The following is a 21997-nucleotide window of genomic DNA, read 5'->3' on the forward strand; positions in this document are numbered from 1 at the left end:
TCTCCTCGGAAGTGCCCATCATGCCTGATCAGACCGCCTTCTGGGCGTCGGCGGGTGTCGTCCCGCCCTCGTTCTCGTCCTTCTTCTTGTCCTTGTGCTTCTCGTCCTCCTCCTCGGGAGGGAACCAGCCTCCTGTGGCGTTGCTGAGCTGGCGACCGCGCTCCAGGAAGTCGTGCAGCCGGCTGGTGTGGCGCCGGCCGTGTGCCAGCTCGACCAGCAGTTCGTGGAAGGTGTCGTTCACCGCGTACCCGGGGCCCCCGGTCCTGGTGCCGGTCAGACCCAGCCGCTGGGCGATCTCCTCGGCGACGCGCACCCTGCTGGTTCGCTGCTGCCGCGTGGCCGTGGCCACCTGCCGTACGGCCTCGCTGAACTCGGCGAGTGCGCGGTAGTCGCTCACGGCCAGCTCTGCGGCGTTCGGGTCGCCGGACAGGACCGTGGGCGTACGAGGCTTGCCGAGCGCCTCGGCCAGGGCTCCGGCCACTGCCGAGGCCACAGCCCGCTCGTTGGCGCCGATCGAGAGGCGGCTGTCGATCTCGTAGACGAGTACGCCGTCCCTGACCGACGCGCCGCCCTGGCCGCCGGAGACGATGTGGACCGGCAGAGGCGGCCTGCCGTACAGCTGGAGGTCGAACAGGCCCCTGCCGTGCTGGCGGATGCCCGCCTCCATGGTGGTGGCCACCCTGTCGATCGCCTGGGCGGTCGCGAGTTCCGGAAGCGTTGCGGACGGCCCCTGGATCGCCTCGACGTGGCCGGGGGACAGCTGGCCCGCCCTGGCGGCGGCCAGCAGCCTGGCCGTCGCGCCCTGGGTCCCCGGGGTCAGCCCCGCGGCCTTGATCTCGGCTCTGAAGTAGGCGTCGATCTCGGGGCGCATGAGGAGCGAGGCCTCGCTGAGCGTGTCGGCGAGGCTGCGGAGCCTGGCGAACTTCACGGCGTCGTCGACACCGAAGACGGGCGTCTCCGCCAGGAGGTTCGTGGGTGCGGGGCCCGGCCGCATCAGGCTGCCAGGTGGACGGCCCGCCGTCTGGGCGACGTGCCCCGCGATCATGCCGGCGGTGTCTGCTTCCGCGCTCATCGGGTTGGCACCGTACGAGACACCGATCGCCAGGTCCCTCCCGCTCGGGAAGGAGCCGGGGGCGGCCGTCTCGGTCAGCACGACCGTGAAAGAGGAGTCGCCCGTGCTGACCGTGAACACGTGCGGCTGATCGGTCGGCGCGATCTCCGTCACCCCTGCGGCCCTTGCGAGCCGCCGCAGCGCCTTCGGCTTGGTCGACAGCGCGCCGACCGCCCGCTTGCCGCCGGTCGACGGCTCCCCAGGGCCGAGCAGCTGAGCGATGGAGATCCTTTCCGGCGCCGCCTGCGCCGCTCTCGGTCCTGAGCCCCAAGGAGGTACGGGCGGGGTGTGCCCGCGCTCGGTGATGTCCGCAGCGATCGCGTCGATGGCGTCGGCGAGGCCGAGCTGTGTGGCCTGGTCACTCGCCTCCTGCCACTTGCGCGACAGATGACTGTGCTCGTTGAGGCGCGGGACGAGGCAGAGGTCGGTGCCCTCCGCCTGCTCGGACTCGGACAGCGCGGCTCTCACGACGCCCTGGGGCGCTCCCGCGGAAGCCGCCGCGCCCGACTGGGCGACGTGTGAGATCTCGTGCACCAGGACCGACGAGAGCACGAGCGGGCCGGTTCCCGGGGCGATCCAGGTGAGGTGCGGGTCGTCGGGTGTGCCCGAGCGAAGATCGGTGAGGCCGAGCAGCCCGTCGCCGGGCTCGGCCACCGCCACGCGCATGTACTGGTCGCCGTCCGCCTGGGACACGATCAGGATCGCGTGGTCGCCCACAGCGCCCGCGGTCTCCGGCGTGATCGGTACGCCTTCCGCGTTCGTCCAGGTCAGCCTGGGAGCCGCGCCGCCGAAGTCCTCGGGCGCGACGTCCTGGCCGACCACCTCCGACATGGTCAGGGGCTGGTCCGCCGCCCTGGCGTGCGCGTCGAAGGGGGTGCCGGGCAGCGCGGGCGACGTCACGCCGGCGCCCCCCGCAGGGGCGCCACCCACGGCCGCAGGCGAGGTGGCCGCCTGGCCCCCGTTGCCGGCATCCTCGGTCGAGGCGACCGGGACCTCCCACACGGGAGGGCCCGGAGGGATGTCGATGCCCAGGTCCGCCAGCGCGGCCTTCACCCGGTCGGTGAAGGTGCCGGGCACCAGCGAGTCCATGAAGATCGTGTTCAGGTCGACGCGGGGATCCATGGCCGCGTCGAGAACGGCCGGCGGCAGCGTGGCGAGTTCCTGCGCGAAGCCGCCGTCGGGCTGAAGGCTGTGCAGAGAGCCGTCGGGCGCCGCCAGGAAGCTGTACTTCTTGCCGTGCTCCGTGACGTTCACGAAGGCGAGCTCGCCCTTGTCCCTGGCCTCAGCCCTGGCGGTGGCGAGCTGCTGCGCCAGGCCCACCTCGCCGACCTTCGGAACGAAGCGGAACCTCGGCGTGCCGTCGTTGTCGAAGTCCCAGCGGACGCCGTGCCCCAGCTCCTGCCTGGCCTGGATCATCTTGAGGTCGGCTTCGAACATGGCCACGTCTATCGTCCCGGTGGCGGCGGACTGCTGCCTGACCGCGTCGCCGACCGGCTTCGTGTTGCCGTCGGGAAGGCGCGCCACGCGTTGATGGGTCAGGTCGTAGTCCACGCGGAAGCGGACGAGCACCACCTTGCCCCTCATGAACTCGCTGGCCTCGATCCTGCGCCCGCCGACGTCGGTGATGCCTTCGGAGGCCTGCTCTCCGACCGAGGCTCCACCTGAGAGTCCACTGCCCGCGTCGGAGTGACCCCCGGAGACGCCGAGGGGGAGGATATGGCCACGGCCGACCCCCTGACTCGTGGTGGTCATGTCCCTGTGGACCTCGCCGAGCTCCGCCTCGAACGGGGTGGTGAGCACCTGCATGTCCGAGAGATGAGCCTCGACCCGAACGTCCTCGCCCTGGTTCCTGAGGCCCTTGTAGGCGCGGCGGATCAGGTCGAAGCCGCCCTCTCCGGCCAGATGGGGGAAGCGGCTGGCGATCGAGTTGGGCGAGAGCCTGGATTCCAGCTCGAGCCTCTCCTCCGGGCTGAGCGGCTGCGGGGAGCGCTTCTCGATGAGGTCGAGGACCGCATCGTGAAGGTTGCGTCGATGATTCGGGTGATCTCCGACCGAGCTCACCATGATCTTCTCGGGCAGCTGGACGCGCCGAGGGTCCGTCACGGCCGGCACGGGGTCGCTCTCTCCCTCGATCCTGTGCTTGGTCATGCCCTTCGGCAGCAGCCTGACCATCGTGGCGTCGAGGGTGACGGGAACAGAGCGCCGGGGCCTGCCCCTGACCAGGTCCACCTTGCGCCGAGTGGCCGACCTGACCGTGCCCGACCTGAGCGGGACGGTCTCCACCGTGATGTTAAGAGTGAACTCCTGCTGCACCCGATCGAGGCCGCCGAACATGCTGAAGCGCTGCATCCGGGTGAGCTGCTTGGTTACGCCCGCGAAGAAGGAGCGTGACCTGTCGGTGCTGAGCCCCAACCTGCCGCCGTCCGTCGCGTCGCTGCTCGAACCTTCCACGTTGAAGCCGTGGGAGGAGCCGAAGGAGCGGGACATCGCCGTTTCCAGATAGCCGTAGAGCTGCCGGATGAGGCCTGCCTCCGAGTTGTGGCCGATCAGCTTGGCCCTTTCGGGCGGGCCCTTCGGCTCCAGCCGTGCGCGGACGACGACCAGCTCGGCGCGCCCCGTCTCCGGATCGACCACCGTCGGGTAGCCCTTGGAGAATCCCTGCTCGCTGAGCATGGCGTCGAGCTGCCCCTCGAGGCGGTCGATCGCGAAGTCGCCGCTGATGCTGCGGCTGAGCACAGGGTCGGCGAGCGTTCCAGGCGCGACCGTGTCGATGGCGCCGCGGACCGCGTCCAGCATCGCGACGGCCGGCTTCTCGTCGCCCTGCCGCGTGGTGCCGGGCTCCGTCAAGGTGAGGGACTCCACGCCGCTGAGCCCCATCTTGCCCACGTAGTGCGGGGCCACCTCGACGTCGCTCAGCTCGTCCGTCACCTGCTGCGCACGGCTGAGCGCACGGTCGAGCATCTCCTCGGGGGTCCGGCCCTTGTGGTCGGTCTCCTTCGCGATGTTCTCCAGGCCTTCGACCTTGCTCAACGCCTCCTTCAGTGCATGCGGCGTGTGCTCGTCGGCGAAAGTGACGTCCTCACCGGCGTCGCGTGCCTTCTTCAGGTCGGCCAGGTACTGCTGGAGCAGCGAGGTCGCGAGGGACCGGTCGAGAGTGAGGTTCCCGTTGACGAACCTCTCCACCGCGTCACCCACGTCCGCCAGTGACAGGGTCCGCTCACCCTCGGCGTACATCCGCAACATGTGGTATTCGGGGACGAACATGAGGCTGTAGGCCTTCACGCGCTGCTGCTGGGGCTCGCCGGCGGAGACGGTGCCCGGCGCCAGGGGGTTGGGTGTGCCCTCGGTCCCTGAGACCGTGAACTCGGTCTCCGTGACGATCGGGTAGTGGCCGCCCAGCAGGATGGTGAGCAGCTCGACGCCGTAGATGTCGAGGACGCTCGCCCCCACGGACCTGTTGGCCGAACGGGAGTAGCCACCGGAGGCGCCGTCGCTCGACTTCCCGTCGTCGTCGAGGTCAGCCATGCTGGGGGACACGCCGAACCCGTGACTCCGGTTGCCGCTGACCGAGATTCCCGCGCTGGCCAGTGCGAGACCGATGTCGCCGAACACCAGCTTCGCGATGTCCAGAACCTTGCCCGAGAGGAACTCGCCGGAGATCGCCAGCCCGCCCACCGTCGGCTGCGGCCCCTGGGGCAGGACGGCCAGACCTGTCGCGTACTGGTTCAGGAGCCATTCCATGTGCGCGAGGAGGCCGCGCACATTGGCGGCGGCGGTGAGATGGTGGGAGGAGAGAGCGCCGGCTTCCATGAGGGTGGGTGCGACCTGCGAACCGGCCTTGAGCACGCCGGACGCGTCCGTGTGGACCGTCGTCGCGAACGGGAGCAGCTTCGCGATCGTCTCCTTGCTGATCTTGTGCTCCGCCCTGGCCTGCCCGTCGGCCCGAGGGAGCAGTTCGGTCGAGAACACCAGCTGGGCGCTGCCCCCCGCCTTCACCGGTGAGCCCACGACCACTCCGTCGCGGATGATCTCCACAGTCACCTCGTGAGGAACCATGAACAGCGCGACCTCGCCGTCGCTCTCCACCAGTGCCACGCGGTTGAACGTCGTGGCGCTGCTCGAACCGGCGGTCTGCGACAGAGCGCCCTTGGCCGAAAGACCGGCCTCGGCCTTGAATCCGTCCTCGCCCTCCTCTGGGGCAACCTTGAGATCACCGTTCGACGCTTCACCGTTGACGTTCCACGTCCGGCTGCCGGCGCGCCCCCCGGTGTCGGAGCCGATGTCGAGGTTGACCACGGCCAGTCCTCGTTTGCGCCGGAGATACTTCGCGTTCTCGAAATCCTGCTCGACCTTGATCCGCACCGTGTAATGCTCAGGCTTTCCGTTGGCCTTGTATCGGGTCAGGTCGATCGAGATGCCGCCCTGCGCCGCCAGGTCGTAGCCGGCCTCCAGTCGCTCGGGCGTGAGTTGCTCGAGCACCTGGCGCAGGTTCGACACCTGGGTGGCCCGCTCCTGCTCGTTGCTCGAGAACTGCGGGCCCTCAGGGGTGAAGGTGGGGACCACGCCGAGCGCGCCGAGCTTGGCCACCACCTGCTGCGCGACGTCGCCCATGCCCTTGATGCGTTGGACCAGGGCGGGCCCAGCGCCCTTCATCTGCCATTCCTCGTCGCCCAGGAACACCGGGAGCTCCGCCTTTCGGTCGGCAGGCGGGTCCGTGAGCGAGTCGACCTTGAACAGGGGGACGCCCTCGGCGTCCAGGACGAGGTTGCCGTCCTTGTCCGTGACCAGCGCCTCCCGCGCGACCGGCAGGCCGATGTCGAAGGCGTCCTGCTCGGGCAGCCTTATCAGCGCCTCGTGCTTGCCCTTGACCGCCCGCAGCGGCCGCGTGTCGCCGACGGGCTGGATGACGATCTCGGTTTCCACCTCGACCTGGTAGCCCTGGGTGGGATCGGTGACGCGATGGACGCTCGGGTGGATCGCCTGGTCGTTCACGAACCCTGAAGCTGACCTGGAGACTCCACGCCCGCCCTTCAGCTTCAGCCCGAAGCCGAGGAGGGCGGCGAGCGACGCGCTGACCGACCCACCGAGAGAACCGTTGTACCCGCCACCGCCGGCGGCAGCGGAGAAGGCGATGCGCAGCCGCTCCATCCAGTGGTCGGCGCTGCGCCCTCCGATCATGACGGCGGAGGTCACCTTGATCCTGGACCTCGCCGTCACCGTGGCGACCTGCCTGCCGGTCTCGTCGGTGATGACCCGGGTGATCTCCTCGTTGAGCCTGCTCGGCATCTCCTCCGTGATCATGGTCCGGAGCTGGTCCCTCGCGACGGTCCCGAGCTCGGTACGACTCTCGCCCAGCCTGGCCATGGCCCTGTCGGCCAGATCGTGCAGCCCGGTCATGGTGCTGACGACGCCCTCGGGCATGGCCTCGCCTGACCGCTTCGAAGGGTCGAGGGTCTCCGTGACCTTGGAGGGCTGGTCGGCGTAGCTGTGGGCGACCCAGATGCGCTGGGAGGCGGCGTCCTCCGGGTTGCCCGAGCTGATCGTGACGCCGTCCTGCCAGCCGTCGGTCCTCGCGGTCCTGATCCGCACCCTCCAGGTGGCGGCGGCGTCGAACAGCATCGACTCGCCCCTGTTGTCCTCCACCGCCCCGCCCAGGGCGAACTCGGCCGCGCTGCCGTCACGGGACCAGCCCCGGCCCATGGAGGCGGCGAACTCGACGTCGGCCGCGGTCAGGAAGGCGTGCCAGGCGGGGGCCCACTGACTGCCGACCCCCTCTAGCAGGGCGGTGCCGAGTCCCTCGGGTGCGAAGAGGGCGGCGGGTTTGTGCGACCCGTTGAAGCCGATGCTGCCCGCGTGCGTGCCCCTGCCCGTCCTGCCGCCCTGCGGCATGGTGCCCAGCATGATCTCGGAGGCTTTGACGTCGGGGTCAAGGATCTCGACCAGGTCCGAGAGCTCCAGTTTGATCTTGAGCTCGGCGGACCTGTCGCCGTGGCCGACGCGCATCACCATGCCGTCCTGCGAAACGATCATGCGGAAGTCGGCGCGGAGGATGTGGTTCAGCTCGCTGGGGGTGAACCGCTGGTTCACGCCGTGTTGCGTCAGCAGCTCGTTGAGGGAGTCGGTCAGCTTGGACAGGTGCGGCAGCGTGGCGGTCGGGAGGGCCGAGGACAGAGTGATCGCCTGCGGAAGCGCCTGCTTCACCGCCTGCTGGTACTCGGCGTGCAGCTCACCCGCCAGATGCAGCGAGTTGCGCGCGGCGGCGGCCGCCGTGCCGGACGGCACGCCCGACTCCGTCTTCGCGATGTCCATGGTGGCGAGGACCGCCTCGTAGGCCGCCCGCGTCTGCTTCGCCTTCGCCAGAGCGGCCTGGTACGCCTCCGCGATCCTCAGGTCCCTCGCCTGCTTGGCGAGGTGCTGCTCGATGTTCTTCTCCTCCTGGGCGGCGCGTGCCTTGCGGCCCCTGTCCTTCGTGTCGAGCTGCTTCTTCCTCTCCTTCTCGGCCTCGGCCGCGTCCTTGCCGGCCTTCTCCGCGCTGTCCTGCTTGCTCTTGATCTGCTTGGAGAGCTCGGCTTCGGCCTTGGTGAGAGCGGTGATCACCTCCCTCACCGCGTTGTCGGTCGCGTCGACGGTCAACGCGTCTGGCGTGTGAACGTCCCGGGTGGGCGTGACAGGAGCCCACGGCGACGGGGGAGGGACGTGTCCCAGCGCACGCAGCTCACGGGCCACGCCGTCGAGATCGACGCGGATCTGCTGACGCTCGCGCGACTGGGGCGTCTCGCTCCACTTGCGCGCGAGGTGGGCGTGCTCGTTCAGCAGGCTGGTCACGTTCTCGTTGGCCGTCTGCTTCCTGCCTCCGCGAAGCGCCGTGCGGATGATGCCCTGCTTCTCGGGGGCGCTCAGCTCCTGCAGGACGTCGGTGATCTGGCGTAGCCAGATCCGCGCGACCTGGTCCGTGGCGACAGCCGAGTTGAACGTGACCAGGTGTTCGCCGTTGGGGCCACCCGCGATCTTCGTCCTGGCCATCACATGACGGCTGAGGGGGCCGTGACCGGGTCTGAAGCGCTGGACGCCGTGGGCCGTGGTGTCCACCAGCAGCGTCGTGCCGTCGCTGGACCAGCTCCAGCCGCGCACGCCCCCGTCGAGGATGTCGGTGGCCAGGAGTTCGTCGACGGCGGTGCGCACCTCCGCGTCGGAGAGGGTCGAACCGTCAGAACGTCCGGTGACGAACGCCGTTCCCACGATCGGGGCGGTGGTGACCGTACCGGGACGGCTGGTGACGGGCGGCGGGAGCGGCGCGGCCTGCGCGCTGAACGCCATGATCTCCGCCAGCGCGGCCAGCGCCTGGACCCGCATCATCGTGGGGTCGCTGCCGGCGCGAGCTGAGGCCTCGAGCGCCAGACGGAGGCGATGGAGGAGGTCCGCGGTGATCAGGTAGTCACCCCGGGGGTCGGACATGCGCAGGCTGCCGTCGCTCTGCTCGAGGGCGGCGGGTGCCAGCCTGCTCAGCGCGTACCGCAGCGCGCCGTGGCCGCGAAGGCCCGCCGGCTGGGTGGCGGCCAGGAAGGCGGCGAACTCGTCCTGCCCTGACTCGGTGGCCAGCTCCACTTCGAGCATGACGTTCGCTTCGGCGCGCAGGGTGACGTCGTCGGTGTTCTTGGCCCGTTCCTGGAGCTTGTGCCGTACCCGCTCGACGGTGGAGGCGGGCAGGACGGCGTCCCCGCCGGGGAGGGGGACGATCAGGCTGCCGTCGGGCATGAGGACCGCGTTCGGGTGCCCTTCGACGAGCGCGGCGGAGACGGCTTCCCTGGCTCTCGTGGCGTAGACGGGCGCGGCGCCCTGGGAGAGCTCCGTGTCGGACGCTGGACCTGTGTTCACCGCGGCGGGACCGTTTTCGGAGGCCGAAGACTGTGACGGATCTCCGGTGCCGGGGTCGGCCTCGTTACTGGTGCGGCTGCCGGCGTCGGCCGACGGGTCACCGGTGGATGCCTCGCCTGGCGAGGGATGCGGGGTGCCCGTGTCCTGACCAGTGGCCGCTTCGCCGGTATTGGTCTCCTCGTTCGTCGCGCCGGTGTCGCCTGAGGGGGTGGTCTCACCCGAGGTGCTCGTGCCGCCCGGCGTCGCGGGGTCGCCTGCGACGTTCGTGCCGCCCGGCGTTGCGGGGTCGCCTGCGACGTTCGTGCCGCCCGGCGTCGCGGGGTCGCCTGCTGGGGCGGAGGAGGGCTGCTGGCCGGAGGTGCCGGAGGCCGCGGACCCCGGCCTGGACGTGGCCTCGCCAGGAGTCGTCGGGGAGACTGAGGTGGGCGCCGACTCGCCTGACTCCTGCTCCTCCATCTCGTCGGGCGTGGGGGCGATCGTGGGGTCGCCGCTGGCAGACGACCCGCGCCGGGACCCTGCGGTGTCAGGGGCGCCCTGGCCGGTGGTCCTGCCCGGCTCCCCGGGTTCCTGGGTGGTCTGTCCCGTGCCTGGCCTGGTCGTTGTCGAGGTGGAGGCGCCCGCGCCGGGAGTCCCGGGGGCGGGAGCCGTCCCCGGGGCCGAGCCGGGGGAGTTCGGGCCGCCCTCGGGGCTGCGCGCGTCGGGCCCGGTCGAGGGCGGCCCGCCGGGCGTCCCACCGCCCGCGCGGGCCAGATCCGCCGCGCTGGCCAGGTCATGGGCCGTGGCGAGCGCCGTGATGGGGTGGGCGAGCGTCGTGTAGACGTCCGCGTTGGTGGGGCTGATCGACTTCATCCGGCCCAGTGCACCTGCCGCGGCGCCGGTCAGGGAGTCGACCGAGAACGGGTTGCTGATCTGGCCGTACACCACCGCGTTGGCGACGAAGCTTCCGAACGGGGAGGCGACCATGTTGCTGAGCATCGTGTTCAGCGCCCTGCCGGTGAAGCCGGGCACCGATCTGGTCATGCGGGAGATGGGTCCCGCCACCGCCATGCCCATCGCGCCGCCGGCGGCGCCACCGAGCAGCGCGGCGCTGGTCATCTTCCAGTCCCGCTCTTTCCTGGTGCCCATCTTGATCTGCTGGCCCTGGGCGATCCAGTCCATGACGCCCTCTTCGCCGGCCTCCTCGACGACCTCCTTGAGGAACGGGATCAGGCGGGGGAGGAAGTGGCTCGTGCCGCTCAGGGTGGTGGCCCTGGCCAGGCTGACGGTCCCGGCCGACCTTCCCGCCAGCGCGGCCAGCCTGACCAGGATGCGATGGATGGCCGCGCGCGCCGCCGCCGCGTAGGGGCCGATGAAGGTGGTGGTCGAGCCCGCGGTGAAGAAGGCGGTCAGCATCCAGATGGCGATGGCGATGACCGTGATCCAGAACGCCACGTTGATGGAGAGCTTGGAGTACTGCGTCTGGACGGCGAAGTTGCTGGCCTTCGCCGCGTATGACTTCGCGCCCTGCTGCACTGTCACCACGCCGCCAGGACCGCTGTACAGGTTTCTGACCCTGCCCAGAAAGTCGGCGGTGGAGGGGGCCTGTATGCCCGTGACGATGGAGCGGACCGCCTCAGCCGCGGGCTCGGTGTGCGGCGTCATGCCGTTGCAGAGGGACTCCCACGCGCAGCCGAGGGCCGACAGCTTGTGCTCACTGGCCTTGGGCCACTTCTCACCCGCCGCCAGCAGTGGAATCACCACGTGGATCACCCAGTCGGGCAGGCCGCCCATTTCCCATGCGGGCACGACATCCCTGTCGATGACGACGGCGACGGACTCCGGCGGGGCCTGTACCGCCGTTTCCGCATTCGTGTTCGTGGCCACGCAGCCCCGTTCTGACCCGACCGTGCGCCTGCAGATGGATGATGCGGAGGCCTCACACCTCGCGCACGGAGTTCCTCACGTTCTCCGCGATGGCGGTGTCCGTGCCGACCAGGTTCTCCACGCCCTTGCGCACTCTCGGCCCCAGGTCAGCGAGCTGACGGATGGTGTGCTTGCCGTTGTCCAGCAGCGTGGTGGGAGCGCCGTCACCCAGGTAGCTCCGGTGGAAGGCGAGGCCCTCCGTTCCGTCACCCCAGGGCGCGGCGGCGTGGAGCTCCTCGATCTCCGCCATGCGCTCGTGGTAGGTGACCTCCATGTCGGTCACGGTGGTGTTCCACACGCTCACCCCGCGGTAGAACTCGATCTTCGAGACCAGCACGCCCCTGTTCGGTCCGTTCACCGCTTGCCGCCCATCTGCTCGGCCAGCTGTTTCATCACCGTCTCGAGATCACCCTCCAGATGCGCCTGCATCTGCTCGGCGGGGACCAGTGGCGCGAAGAGCTCGGTGATCCGCTCCTGGACCTGTGCGGCCGCCCGCCGGACCGTCTCGGTGATCGAGTCGGCGAGGCCTCGCGCGTCCGGGTGCCGGTAGACGCGCGGGTCGATGTCGAGCCGTACGAGCTCGCCGCGCGAGCCGACCGTGACCGACACCAGCCCGTCGCGCGACTTCTCCGTCACCTGTACGGCCTTGGCCTTGGCGTGGAGTTCCGCGCCCTCGTCCTGGATCCGCATGAAGGTCGCCCGCAGCTCGTCCGCGTAGGCCTGAAGGCCTGCTGCGTCCCCCTCGTCCAACGACTCCATCTGACCTCCCCAGCCCCGGGACACGCTCCTGCATCCTGCGTGTTACTGGCTAGTTTCCGGCACATGAACATCATTCGACAAGAACGTCCGGATAATTCGCTTAAACGCGGCAAAGTCACAATGCCAGCGGTACGGCGTGCTCCTGGAGATCTTCGACTTCGGCCACGGGTACCCAGCGGCGGTAGACGCCCCGCTCGATCCGCTCCATGCCCAGCGCCGCGGCCTCGGGCGCCGAGCCGCCCAGATACTCCAGCAGCAGCTCCCCCTCACGCTCGTCGTGCACGTGGCACTCCACGCCTCGCCACCGGCACACCGTGGTCACGTACCACACCGCTTCGCACGCGGTGGCGGGGACGGGCATGACGTGGCATCCCTCCTCGACCTCGGTGAAACCCTCGGCGGGCTCGTCGCTGCGCAGCCGCAGCCAGACCTCGAGCGCGGACGCCTCGGGACTGGCCGGGTAGTCGGCGCCGTGCCAGCGGGCGCGGTAGGAGTGCCCCTTCATGCGGGTCTCACCAGCAGCCAGCGCCGCAGGTCGCCATGGTAGAAGGCGCGCCTGTACTCCAGGCCGTCGTCGGCCAGCTCCCAGATCTCCGCGCCGTGCGTGAGGCCGACGCCGTACACCTTGTACTCGCGGATCACCTGGTCGACGTTGGGCACCAGGCCGAGACCGATGAACGGCGGCTCCTCCACCACCCAGCCGGCCACCGCGTCGCGCCGTTCCTCGTCCAGCCCGCCGTACGGCGTGCGGTACAGCTCGAGCCCCACCGGACGCCAGCGCAGCAGGTTGACGCTCCCCGTGGGGGTGAGCATGGCGGGTTGGCCGAGCGCGTCCACCAGGACGGCGGGCGTGGCGATGTGCGCGACGTCCAGTGCGTGGTGGACGTAGCCGGAGACCCTGTCCTCGCCGCCGAGCACCATGTCCTTGATGGCGGAGGGGCTCAGCAGCTTCTGCAGCAGAGGCACCCCCGCCTCCGGGTCGAGCAGGAGGTCCTGGGCGAGCGTGGGGACGGCCAGCCTGGCGACCGTCCCCGACTCGAGCAGGAAGCTCACCGGCAGCCCCAGGTTGATCGCCAGCCCCCAGCGTGGGTCCGGCCAGCCGGCGGCCAGGTCCACCATCGAGGCGATCCTGTGGTGCTCGGTCCAGCCGCCGTTGCCCTCCACCATGGCGGCGGCCGAGGTGTAGGCCAGCATCCAGGTACGCCCGTCCGCGACGACCGTCGGCCACGCGACCGGTTCCAGCCCTTCGGCGGCCGCCTTGGTCATCGGCAGCGCGAAGTCGGCGTCCCTCAGCATGCCCAGGCACAGGGCTGTCGCGCCTGCCTCGAACGCGGCCCAGAGGCGTTCCTCGAACTCAGTTGACGGCTGCTGCACGGTGATCACCCTAATCAGCGGTCTCCTGATTCCAAGCCGCGGGCCGTAGGCCACGTACCGAGCAGGGGCTGGAGGCGGGGGTCGGCAGGGTGGGTGAGGTGATTTGCGACTTTCTGTCACATCGGGAACGGCTGTCTCGTCCAGTCGTCAGTTCAACCGAGACAGGAGGTCGTCATGGCACGGTCTGTCACGAATGTGGTCGTGGCCTTGAGTGCGCTGTACACGCTGGTCTTCGGTGTCTGGATGTGGGGATGGCCGCAGTCGTTCGCCGAATACGTCAACTTTCCCCCGCATGAGCACTTCCTGCACGACCTGGGCGCCTTCCACGTCGGCATCGGGATCGCCCTGGTGGCGGCGCTGGTGTGGCGGGACGCCATCCTGGTCGTCCTTGTCGGCCTCGCCACGGCCGGCCTGATCCACACGGTGAACCACGCGATGGACTCCCATCTCGGCGGCGCCGTGAGCGATCCCTACATGATCGGCGCTCAGGCCCTCCTGGCGGTGGTGGGCATCGTGTTCCGCGCCCGCCACCTGCGTGTGAGCGGGGCGAAGGAGCAGGCGCGATGAGGGTCCTGCTCGCCGGTGCCACCGGAGCGATCGGGCGGCCGCTGCTGTCGGCGCTGGCCGCCTCGGGGCACGAGGTGATCGCGGTCATCCGCGATCCCGCCAAGCGGCGGCTCGTCGCGGATCACGGCGCGCTCCCCGTGATCGCGGATGTGATGGATCGCGACGGCCTGCTGCGCGCGGTCGACGGCCACGCCGCCGACGTGGTCATGCACCAGGCCACGGCGCTGCGGGAGGCCGGGCGCAGGCTGCGCCCCGACGACCCCACCATCCTCCTGCGCGGCAGGGGGACCGAACATCTCCTCGAGGCCGCGCGGGCGGTGGGCGCGCGGCGCTTCGTCACCCAGTCGCTGATCACCGGGTACGGCTACCGCGATCACGGGACCAGGGTCCTGACCGAGAACGACGTCTTCGGCCTGCACGCCGGCAACGTGGGCGACCTGGTGACGGACTCCAGCGTGGCCACCGAGCGGCAGGTGTTCGCCGCGGACGGCATCGAGGGCATCGCGCTGCGGTACGGGATGTTCTACGGCAGGCACGCGTTCAGCGACATGTTCGCCGACCTGATGCGTAAGCGGGCTCCGGTGCTGCCGCGGGGGGAGACGGGGACCACGTCCTTCATCCACGTGGAGGACGCGGCGACGGCCGCGGTGGCGGCCATGGAACGCGGCCGTGACGGGGAGGCGTACAACATCGTGGACGACCAGCCCGCGAGCTGGCGGACCTTCCTCACCGCGGTCGCCCGAGCACACGGCACCCCTCGTCCTGTCGTGACGCCGCGGTGGCTGATCCGGCTGGCCGTACCGTATCTGGGCTGTCTGATGATCGACACGACGATGCGGGTCTCCCATGCCAAGGCCACCAGGGAGCTCGGCTGGACCCCGGTGTACCGGAACCTGAGCGAAGGTCTGGGGCTCGGCTGAGACGGCGCGCCCCCGATCGCGGTCGCGAGAGCGGCCGTCGGGATCGGTCAGCCCCGAGCGGTGCGACACCCACGGTGATCGGCGCCGCGGCAGGCCGCCCCACGACCGGCCTCGTGACTTCCGTCCGTGTGGAGCCCATCCCGGGGGGTCTACGGCGTACAGCCCTCGAACTCCGGCACGAAGGCCGACAGCTGGAGACCGCTCGCGCCGAACCACTTGTCCAGGAGCCTGGCCGCGGTGCCGTCCTGGTACATGTCCGTGATGGCCCGGTTGACCTGCTCGCATCCCTCCACGTCGCCCAGGGGCAGGGCGATGCCGTACCTCTCGGCGGTGAACGGAGCGTTCACGATGGCGAACGCGTCGCGCTCGCGGACGGCGAACCCGGCCAGGATCAGGTCTCCTGTGGAGACGGCTTCCACGGCCCCCGATCTGAGCAGGTCGACGCACTCGCCGTAGGTCCTGGCGGGAACCAGCACCGCGGCGATCCGGTGCCCGTCGACGATGCGTGAGGTGGAGATGGAGCCCTGTGCCTCGCAGAGCCTGCGCCCCTTGAGATCACGCACGTTCCGGATCCTGCCGTACCCCGCGCGGACCAGAATGTCCTGGCGAGAGACGTAGTACGGCCCGGCGAACGTCACCTGCCTCTTACGTTCCGCGCTGATGGAATAGGTCGCGACCACCATGTCGGCCGCCCCTTCGCGCAGCTTCGCCTCCCTGCCCTCCGAGGTCGTCGCGACGAAGGAGACCTTCTTGCCCAGCCGAGCGGCCACGTAGGCGGCCACGTCGACATCGAAGCCCTGGAACACCCCTCCGCTGGTTCTCACGGCCAGGCCGGGCTGATCCGACTTCACGGCCACGACCAGCTCGTCCTTGTCCAGGATCGACCGGGCGCCGGCGAGGTCGCCGCCGCAGCCGGACAGCAGCGACGCCGCGGCGACGGACGAGACAAGCTTCCGCATGAGCCCCTCCAGGGGGCTCAGCGTAGGCAGGGCCGGTGACGTGCCGGTGAACGGCGCATGGCCGGAAATCAAGAGGTCCGCGGGCCGAACAGACCGATGGTCAGCTCTCGGCTCGCTCCAGCGCCTGCCGTGCCGGCAGATCCTCCCGCCCGTGCGGGGCGGTGGTCCAGCGGGTGAGAGCGTCGGCGTCGCCGTGGGACAGGACCCTGCCGCGCAGCCGCTGGTGCAGCCGGTCGCGCAGCGCCTCGACCCCTTCGGCCCGCGACGACGGCAGCAGCGGCCCCCGGTAGCGGTCGAGCAGCGCGCCGACGCTGCCGGTGGCCAGCTCGTCGTCCAGGGTGAGGAAGTCGGCCACCGTCCGCCCGAGCAGCCGGTAAGGATCGGAGGCCAGGCGGTAGCCCAGGACGCGGCGCAGCCGGGTCATCTCCGCGCGGACGGTGACCGTCTTGCCGCCCTGCCCGTACGTCAGGCGGGCCAGGGCGTCGGCGGTCAGCCCTGCGGGATGGGCGGCCAGAAGCACGACGAGCTCGCTGTGCCTGGCGCTGAGCTCGTGGGCGACGCCGTCCAGGCGGATCCACGCGCGGTCGCGGCCGAGCGCGTGCAGCAGCAGGGACTCGCTGGTGCTGTCGACGCCGTCGGTGCAGTGGACGGCGAAGGGCCCGGTCGCCGACAGCCGCTCGAAGACCACCCTGCGGCCGTCGGGCAGCGTCGCGGGGCCCTCTCGGGGCGGCGACGGCCAGCGCTGCGGCAGCCAGCCGCCCGGCGAGGCGTGCAGCACGCGGCCGTCGGCGCCGACCAGCGCGCTGTGAATGCCCTTGTGGCGCATGACGTGCTCGAGATAGCGCATGCGCAACCGCTCGTCCTGCTGCCTGGTGTGCTCGCCCAGTTGCGCCTCGGCCAGCCGCGCGGCCGCCGCGACCAGGGACATCGACAGCGAGTTCGCGGCAGAGGTGGGACAGGTCACGTCGATGGCGCCGAGCAGCTCGCCGGTGACCGGGTTCCTGATGGGCGCGGCGCAACAGGTGAAGTCCACCGCGACCGAGAGGAAGTGCTCGGGGCCGCGGACGCGGAACGGCCGGCCCAGCGCGAGCGCCGTCCCCACCCCGCTGGTGCCCGCCTTGCCCTCGCTCCACAGCGCGCCGGGCACCAGGTGCACGCCCTCGGCCAGCCTGCGCGCCGATCGGTCGCCCATGACCCAGAGCAGGTGTCCCGCCGAGTCGCTGGCGAAGATCAGATGGCCCGGCTGGGTGGCCGCGTCGCGCAGCGTGCCGAGCAACGTGGGCCAGACCGAGGCCATCGGATGATCGCGTTGCAGCCTGCGCACCCGGTCGTCCCGCAGCTCGATGGGCGGCAGCGAGCGGTCGGGGTGGACGCCCTGCAGGCGGGCGCGATCCCACGACGCACGTACCTCCGGGCGTACCTGCGCAGGTCGTTGGCCACTCAGCGCGCTCTCGCGAGCGCGGGCCAGCCGTCGCGTCGAGTCGTCCATGATCTCCTGACGAGCAAGTTAGTACCGATTGCAACCCCTATGCAACGCTGCCGAAACCCTTGGGAGGCCAAGGCGCATAGCGGATAGTCGTTACGGCCCGGACATTTCAACTTGTTGGAGAGACAAGATGTCATACCTGGAGCTGGCGGACGGCGTGCCGCTTTACTACGAAGACCATGGGTCTGGGCCCGCTGTGCTGCTCATTCACGGGTGGACGATGAACAGCACGTTCTGGGGGCAGAACGTCGGCGCGCTCAGCGAGTCCAATCGGGTCATCACTGTAGACCTGCGCGGGCATGGTTTGTCCGGGAAAACAGATGATGGCCACACTTTGTCGCAATACGCGCGCGACATTCGCGCCCTGCTGCAGCATCTGCAGCTGCGCGAGGTGTCCATGGTGGGCTGGTCGATGGGCACCGCGGTCATCCTGTCGTACGTCCAGCAGTTCGGCTGCGACCTGCTGCGGTCGGCGGCCTTCGTCGACCAGTCGCCGAGATTCCTCGACGGGGAGGGCTGGGACTTCCCGCTGCTCGGCGGCTACTCCACGACCGACCTCGCCGTCTTCGCGCAGGGTGTCCGATACGCCAGGCCGAGCGTGATCAAGCCGTTCATCGCCGCGTGCTTCGCCGAGACTCCGCCGGACGAGGTGATCGACGCGGTCTACGCCGAGACCACCAAGATGGCCACGTCGGCGGCCCTGTCCGTCTGGTACGACATGGCCTACGCGGATCTGCGCCCCGTCCTGCGGGAGCTCACCGTCCCGACCCTCCTGATGTACGGCGCCCGCAGCAAGATCTTCCCCGGCGACCTCGACGAGTGGCTGGCCGACCGGCTGCCGAAGGCACAGGTGGCCAGGTTCGACCACAGCGGCCACGCCCCGTTCAGCGAGGAGCCCGACAAGTTCAACCAGACCCTGGGCGCCTTCCTGCGTACCTGACGCAGGGCCCTGGACCGTACGCACAAGGGGGAGAGGACGTGTCTCGACCGATCCGCGGGTGGCGGAGCACAAGGAGCGCGAGGTGACCAGGATCGCTCCCGCCGACACCGTCGACCTGGCCAGGCTCGGCCAGGAGCATCAGCTCGTCCGGCTGCGCGACGCGCTCATCCTGCTGGGCGTCAACGCCGAGCTGAGGGACAACAACACCGCGCTCATGGTGCACAGGCCCGCGCCCGGCCTGCCGGTATGGGTCTTCGTCGGCTACGGCGGGGGCAGTTACTCCTGGCAGAACGCCAACAAGCGGCACCCGGTCGACGACCCCCAGGGAGCGGCAGCGATCCTGGCCGACCACGTCGCCCGCTAGGCGCGACCCCATGACGTGACGGCCGCTCCGCGCACCGCAGCGCGCGGGGTGGCCGTCACCGATTCGAGACCTTCGCTCGTGACAATCCGCTCCATCTCTTGTGGCGGCTGACCGCGCTACGCGGGTTGCGCCGCGGTGAACTGGGCGGATGTCGGCCCTGCCAATTCGTCACCCATTGGACCTTCAGCCCGTATCTATATCTGTCCCCATAGGATTGACCGGCCACAGCGCCTACGAGCCGATGAAGGATGGGTGTGGGGGTTGGACGAGTTCAGTGCGACGCTCAACGAGCTCACCGAGGAGTACGAGCGACACGCTCGCCTGGTCAAGGACGCGTACGGCAAGCTCAACGAGCTGGAGGCCACCGTGCGATCAGGCGACGAGATGGTCACGGTGACGGTGGGTGCACGCGGGCAGGTCAAGGCCATCGAGCTTGATGCGAGGGTCTACCGCAGGCTGCCACCCTCCGAGCTCGCGCGCACGATCACGGAACAGCTCAACCGCGCCGCCGCCATCGTGGCGGACCGGTCGAAGGAGCTGATCAGCCCGCTCATGCCCGACGGCGTGCCGTACGAGGAACTTTTCGGTGAGGGTGTGGATCTCGACTCCCTTCTTCCCGGGCCGGGCGCTGCATGAACCATGAGGGCTACTCCGCGGAGTGGCAGGATCTGCGGCGGGAGGGCGCTTCCACCAGGGAACGTCATGCCAAGGCGTCATCGGCCAAGAGCACGCTGCGGGCGGCCTTGGACAGAGATAGGACCGCCCTTGGAAACGATCATTACGGCGTCGAGCTGGCCAGACAGCTGCCCGCGATCGAGCAGGGTATCTACGACGCGTTCGACGCCTATCTCCACGAGCTCGAGGGCACGAGCAAGGGACTGAACGCGAACGCCACCAACTACGAGACGGCCGAGCACGCCAATCTGGCGGATCCGTGATCGCCGTTCACTCGCTCTTCGCGGTGACACCGATGGCCGTCGCCCATGCCGTTTGACGGCTGCGTGGTGCCGGAAGCACTGCGGCCGTACATCGACTGGGTCACCGGCATGGCCTGGCCTGAAGGGGACCCACAGGGCTGTTTCCGCATGGCCGACGCCTGCGTGGTCGCGGCCCATCAGGTGGTCGCCGACACTGAGGCGGCTGATCCGGCCACGGCCCGCATGGTCGGCGAGTTGTGGGACGGCGCCGCCCAGCAGGAGTTCGTCATTCACGTTCAGCGGACGGTGGGCGGACGGCGAGCGGACCTGGTCCAACGGCTGATACGCGCGGCGATCTCGTTGAACGGAGTGGGCGTGGCGATCCAGCACGCCCAACGCATGATCACGTTAATCGTGCTCTTCCTGCTCATCGCGCTGCCGCTGGTGATCTGGCAGGCGCCATGGGCGCTCCGGCCGTTGCTGCAGATTGCCAGGATGAGTGCGGTGCAGATCCGTAACACCACCGTGATGTACATGATTGCGTTCGGCGCCTTCGGCGCGGCGCTGACCTTCCTGACGCGGTACACGCAGCGCGAGGGTGGACGGCTGGACGAGATCGACGGCCATGAGCTACTGATCAGTGCACGCGACGGAGCGATCAACGGGATGCTGACCGGGCTGCTGGGCGGCGGGCTCGGGCGGCTGGCCACCCCCGCGTTGCGCGCCGGCGTGGCGCGCGCGGAGGCGACGTTGGGAGAGACCCTGCTGGCGCGCCTGACGACTACGCTGCCCGGCCAGTCATTGCAGTACGGCATCGCCGGGTCGGCCACAACCGCGATCAGCATGGCGCTGGACGGCAGGCCACTGGACTGGGATCTCATCGTCAAAGGTGGCACCTCCGCGGTACTGGGCGTCGACGGCCAGCATCTGCTCGGCCCCCATCTGTCCCCTCGTCACGCCGAAGGTGGCGGCGCATCCCCGCCTGGTCGCTCTTCGGATGGGATGCCCGACGCCGGGCCTCCACTCGGCCACCAGGCCGCCGGCGCGCCCGCGCCCGGCGTCCATCGCGCCGAGGACGGTGCGCGTCCGGACGGTACGCCCCCCACCGGCCTCGCGCAGGCCGCCCCTGACGGCCTCGCCCACACGCCGCGCGGAGAACAGCCCAGCACGCCGGGCCCTTCCGCTCGCGGTCCACAGATCGAGCCCATCTCACCGGTCGTGGCCGCGCGTCCTGACCCGCCGATGGTCACGCCCGCGCGAGACCAGCCGGCCGGCGGCCCCCGCACCAGAACCGTGGCGGGGGAGATCCCTGAGGCGCCCGTCCGCCCTCCAGCCGCCGCGCCTCACCGCGCCATCCACGAGACGGCTCCAGCACACGCCGTCCCGCAGGAGGGCGGCGGACGCACCCCAGCGACCACCGCCGACCGCACCGCCGGCGTCGACGGCTCCAAGGACCGCGCCCCGGGCGTCGACCCCGTCGAGGAGCGTCTCGCCGGCGACAACGCGGGCCGGGCAGGCGATGCGAACGGCTCCGGGCACGCCAGGCCCACGGTCGACGACCTGATCAACCGGTCGATCGACCCGCCGGCCCACCGCGAGACGGCACGAGCCGACGAACCCGAGGGACTGGAGGTATGGGACGGCGGCTGGGAGCAGCCGGGTACCCGGCTCGCGGACTCCGAGCAGGTGCTCCCGCCCGCACCGCAGGCCCAGACGCGGGCGTCGGGGGACGGCTGGACGCGTGAGGCGCCGCTGCACACAGTGGAGGGCCCCCGGCACCTCGACGACGCCAGGAACGCACTTGCCGAGGGAGATGTCGCGGGCGCGCGGGCGGCCGCCGACGCGGCCAGAGCCGCGGCGGAGCGGGCGCGTCAGTCTCCCGAGATGCTCGAGCACGCCCGTGCGCGCGCGGAGCACAACGCCCGGCAGGCCGAGCGGATCGCCGACTTGACGGAATGGATACAGCGGGACGGTAGCGTCCCGAGGGACACATTGATCGCGTTCAGAGATCTCGGGGTGAATCTGGAGATCTCTCTCTTCGGGGAGCACGAGCGGAGGGACACAAGCGTCTTCTACGACGAGGGGACCAACACCCTGCACGTGCACCAGGGGATGAAGTGGCGCTCGGTGAACGAGGACTTCGTCCGCTACCTCAAACACGAGTTCCACGAAGCACTGGCCGACCGGAGCTTCCGCTCGCAGGAGGTCACCGACTGGGACGGCCTGTCCCAGTGGAGCGAGGGCGCCGCCCGGTTCCGTACGGATGGTGAATGGGGCGACTGGGTCGCCCAGCACATGACTCCGCAGTCCAGGGAGCTCACGGGAGCGCAAAGGGACTCGCTGTACACCTACAGGGAGACAGCCGGGTACGGACCGATCAACCAACCTTTGCGCGGGCAGGGGGAATTGTCGCCTGAGGCGGCGGCGCACGTCACCAACCTCGACGCGGCGATGCTGCACTCCGTCGTACCTGCAGACGTCGTGGTGACCAGACAGGTTGGGGCCGACGCCTTCGATCGTCCGCTGGACCGTCTCGAAGGAACGACGCAGCGGGATCTCGCATACCTGTCAACGTCCACCGGCAAGAATCCCCTTCGCCTGATCCATTTCGCTACTACCGAGAATCTGGTCAAGGTCTGGCTCAGACTCCCCGCGGGCACGCACGCCGTGCACCTGCAGGGAGTGCACCCGCATGTCGACGCCCTCTTGGGACCTACCACCGAGCTGCTGCTCGACAGGGGGACGCGGTATCGGGTGGACAAGGTGCTGTTCGAGGACGGCCAGTACAAGGTGTTCGGTACCGTCTTGGAACAGGAAGGCTGA

The 21997-nt window shown here is 69.9% G+C and carries 14 protein-coding genes; 7 read left to right on the forward strand and 7 right to left on the reverse strand.

The features are described from left to right. Positions 1-28 precede the first annotated feature (28 nt). From ABFX50_RS20180 to ABFX50_RS20200, 5 genes are all read right to left on the reverse strand, one after another. A complete protein-coding gene (locus tag ABFX50_RS20180) occupies positions 29-10849 on the reverse strand; it encodes a WXG100-like domain-containing protein (RefSeq protein ID WP_346148478.1) in 10821 nt (3606 codons plus the stop codon). Positions 10850-10901: 52 nt separating this feature from the next. Beyond that, positions 10902-11246, reverse strand: coding sequence for a hypothetical protein (locus ABFX50_RS20185; protein ID WP_346148480.1), 345 nt, complete (start codon positions 11244-11246; stop codon positions 10902-10904). After that, positions 11243-11647: a YbaB/EbfC family nucleoid-associated protein gene (locus ABFX50_RS20190; protein ID WP_346148482.1), complete on the reverse strand. Its 405-nt coding sequence runs from the start codon at positions 11645-11647 to the stop codon at positions 11243-11245. The genes ABFX50_RS20185 and ABFX50_RS20190 overlap by 4 nt, the downstream gene beginning before the upstream one ends. A 115-nt stretch (positions 11648-11762) precedes the next feature. Further along, positions 11763-12152 (reverse strand): hypothetical protein, encoded by a 390-nt coding sequence (locus tag ABFX50_RS20195; RefSeq protein WP_183654040.1) that lies wholly within the window; start codon positions 12150-12152, stop codon positions 11763-11765. Continuing rightward, entirely contained in the window at positions 12149-13030 is an 882-nt protein-coding gene (locus ABFX50_RS20200) for an SseB family protein (RefSeq protein WP_346148485.1), read from the reverse strand. Before ABFX50_RS20200 ends, ABFX50_RS20195 begins: the two co-directional genes overlap by 4 nt. Positions 13031-13195: 165 nt before the next feature. Between ABFX50_RS20200 and ABFX50_RS20205 the strand changes: the two genes are divergently transcribed. Then, on the forward strand, positions 13196-13588 hold the full coding sequence (locus tag ABFX50_RS20205) for a hypothetical protein (RefSeq protein ID WP_346148487.1): 393 nt from the start codon (positions 13196-13198) through the stop codon (positions 13586-13588). After that, on the forward strand, positions 13585-14508 hold the full coding sequence (locus ABFX50_RS20210) for an NAD-dependent epimerase/dehydratase family protein (RefSeq protein WP_346148489.1): 924 nt from the start codon (positions 13585-13587) through the stop codon (positions 14506-14508). The genes ABFX50_RS20205 and ABFX50_RS20210 overlap by 4 nt, the downstream gene beginning before the upstream one ends. Before the next feature lie 149 nt (positions 14509-14657). Here ABFX50_RS20210 and ABFX50_RS20215 read toward each other — a convergent pair whose 3' ends face one another. Next, entirely contained in the window at positions 14658-15467 is an 810-nt protein-coding gene (locus ABFX50_RS20215) for a glutamate ABC transporter substrate-binding protein (protein WP_346148491.1), read from the reverse strand. A gap of 100 nt (positions 15468-15567) precedes the next feature. Beyond that, a complete protein-coding gene (locus ABFX50_RS20220) occupies positions 15568-16956 on the reverse strand; it encodes a GAF domain-containing protein (protein WP_346148493.1) in 1389 nt (462 codons plus the stop codon). A 127-nt stretch (positions 16957-17083) separates the two neighbouring features. Between ABFX50_RS20220 and ABFX50_RS20225 the strand changes: the two genes are divergently transcribed. The 5 genes from ABFX50_RS20225 (at position 17084) to ABFX50_RS20245 (ending at position 21997) form a co-directional block, all read left to right on the forward strand. Beyond that, complete coding sequence (locus ABFX50_RS20225; protein ID WP_346148495.1) at positions 17084-17893, forward strand: alpha/beta fold hydrolase; 810 nt, start codon at positions 17084-17086, stop codon at positions 17891-17893. Between the two features lie 82 nt (positions 17894-17975). After that, complete coding sequence (locus tag ABFX50_RS20230) at positions 17976-18257, forward strand: hypothetical protein (RefSeq protein ID WP_346148497.1); 282 nt, start codon at positions 17976-17978, stop codon at positions 18255-18257. A 261-nt stretch (positions 18258-18518) separates the two neighbouring features. Next, positions 18519-18893 carry a YbaB/EbfC family nucleoid-associated protein gene (locus ABFX50_RS20235; RefSeq protein WP_346148500.1) on the forward strand — a complete coding sequence of 125 codons (375 nt, stop codon included), beginning with the start codon at positions 18519-18521 and terminating at the stop codon, positions 18891-18893. 107 nt (positions 18894-19000) lie between these two features. Then, on the forward strand, positions 19001-19195 hold the full coding sequence (locus tag ABFX50_RS20240; protein WP_346148502.1) for a hypothetical protein: 195 nt from the start codon (positions 19001-19003) through the stop codon (positions 19193-19195). A gap of 45 nt (positions 19196-19240) precedes the next feature. After that, positions 19241-21997 carry an ADP-ribosyltransferase gene (locus ABFX50_RS20245; protein WP_346148504.1) on the forward strand — a complete coding sequence of 919 codons (2757 nt, stop codon included), beginning with the start codon at positions 19241-19243 and terminating at the stop codon, positions 21995-21997.

This window comes from Nonomuraea recticatena, from assembly GCF_039533245.1.
GTDB classification, from domain to species: domain Bacteria; phylum Actinomycetota; class Actinomycetes; order Streptosporangiales; family Streptosporangiaceae; genus Nonomuraea; species Nonomuraea roseola.

Bases quoted from the DNA above. Each gene is read 5' to 3' on its own strand.
- ABFX50_RS20190 (WP_346148482.1), bottom strand. From the start codon at position 11,647: ATGGAGTCGTTGGACGAGGGGGACGCAGCAGGCCTTCAGGCCTACGCG.
- ABFX50_RS20195 (WP_183654040.1), bottom strand. From the start codon at position 12,152: ATGAAGGGGCACTCCTACCGCGCCCGCTGGCACGGCGCCGACTACCCG.
- ABFX50_RS20205 (WP_346148487.1), top strand. From the start codon at position 13,196: ATGGCACGGTCTGTCACGAATGTGGTCGTGGCCTTGAGTGCGCTGTAC.
- ABFX50_RS20210 (WP_346148489.1), top strand. From the start codon at position 13,585: ATGAGGGTCCTGCTCGCCGGTGCCACCGGAGCGATCGGGCGGCCGCTG.
- ABFX50_RS20215 (WP_346148491.1), bottom strand. From the start codon at position 15,467: ATGCGGAAGCTTGTCTCGTCCGTCGCCGCGGCGTCGCTGCTGTCCGGC.
- ABFX50_RS20220 (WP_346148493.1), bottom strand. From the start codon at position 16,956: ATGGACGACTCGACGCGACGGCTGGCCCGCGCTCGCGAGAGCGCGCTG.
- ABFX50_RS20225 (WP_346148495.1), top strand. From the start codon at position 17,084: ATGTCATACCTGGAGCTGGCGGACGGCGTGCCGCTTTACTACGAAGAC.
- ABFX50_RS20245 (WP_346148504.1), top strand. From the start codon at position 19,241: ATGCCGTTTGACGGCTGCGTGGTGCCGGAAGCACTGCGGCCGTACATC.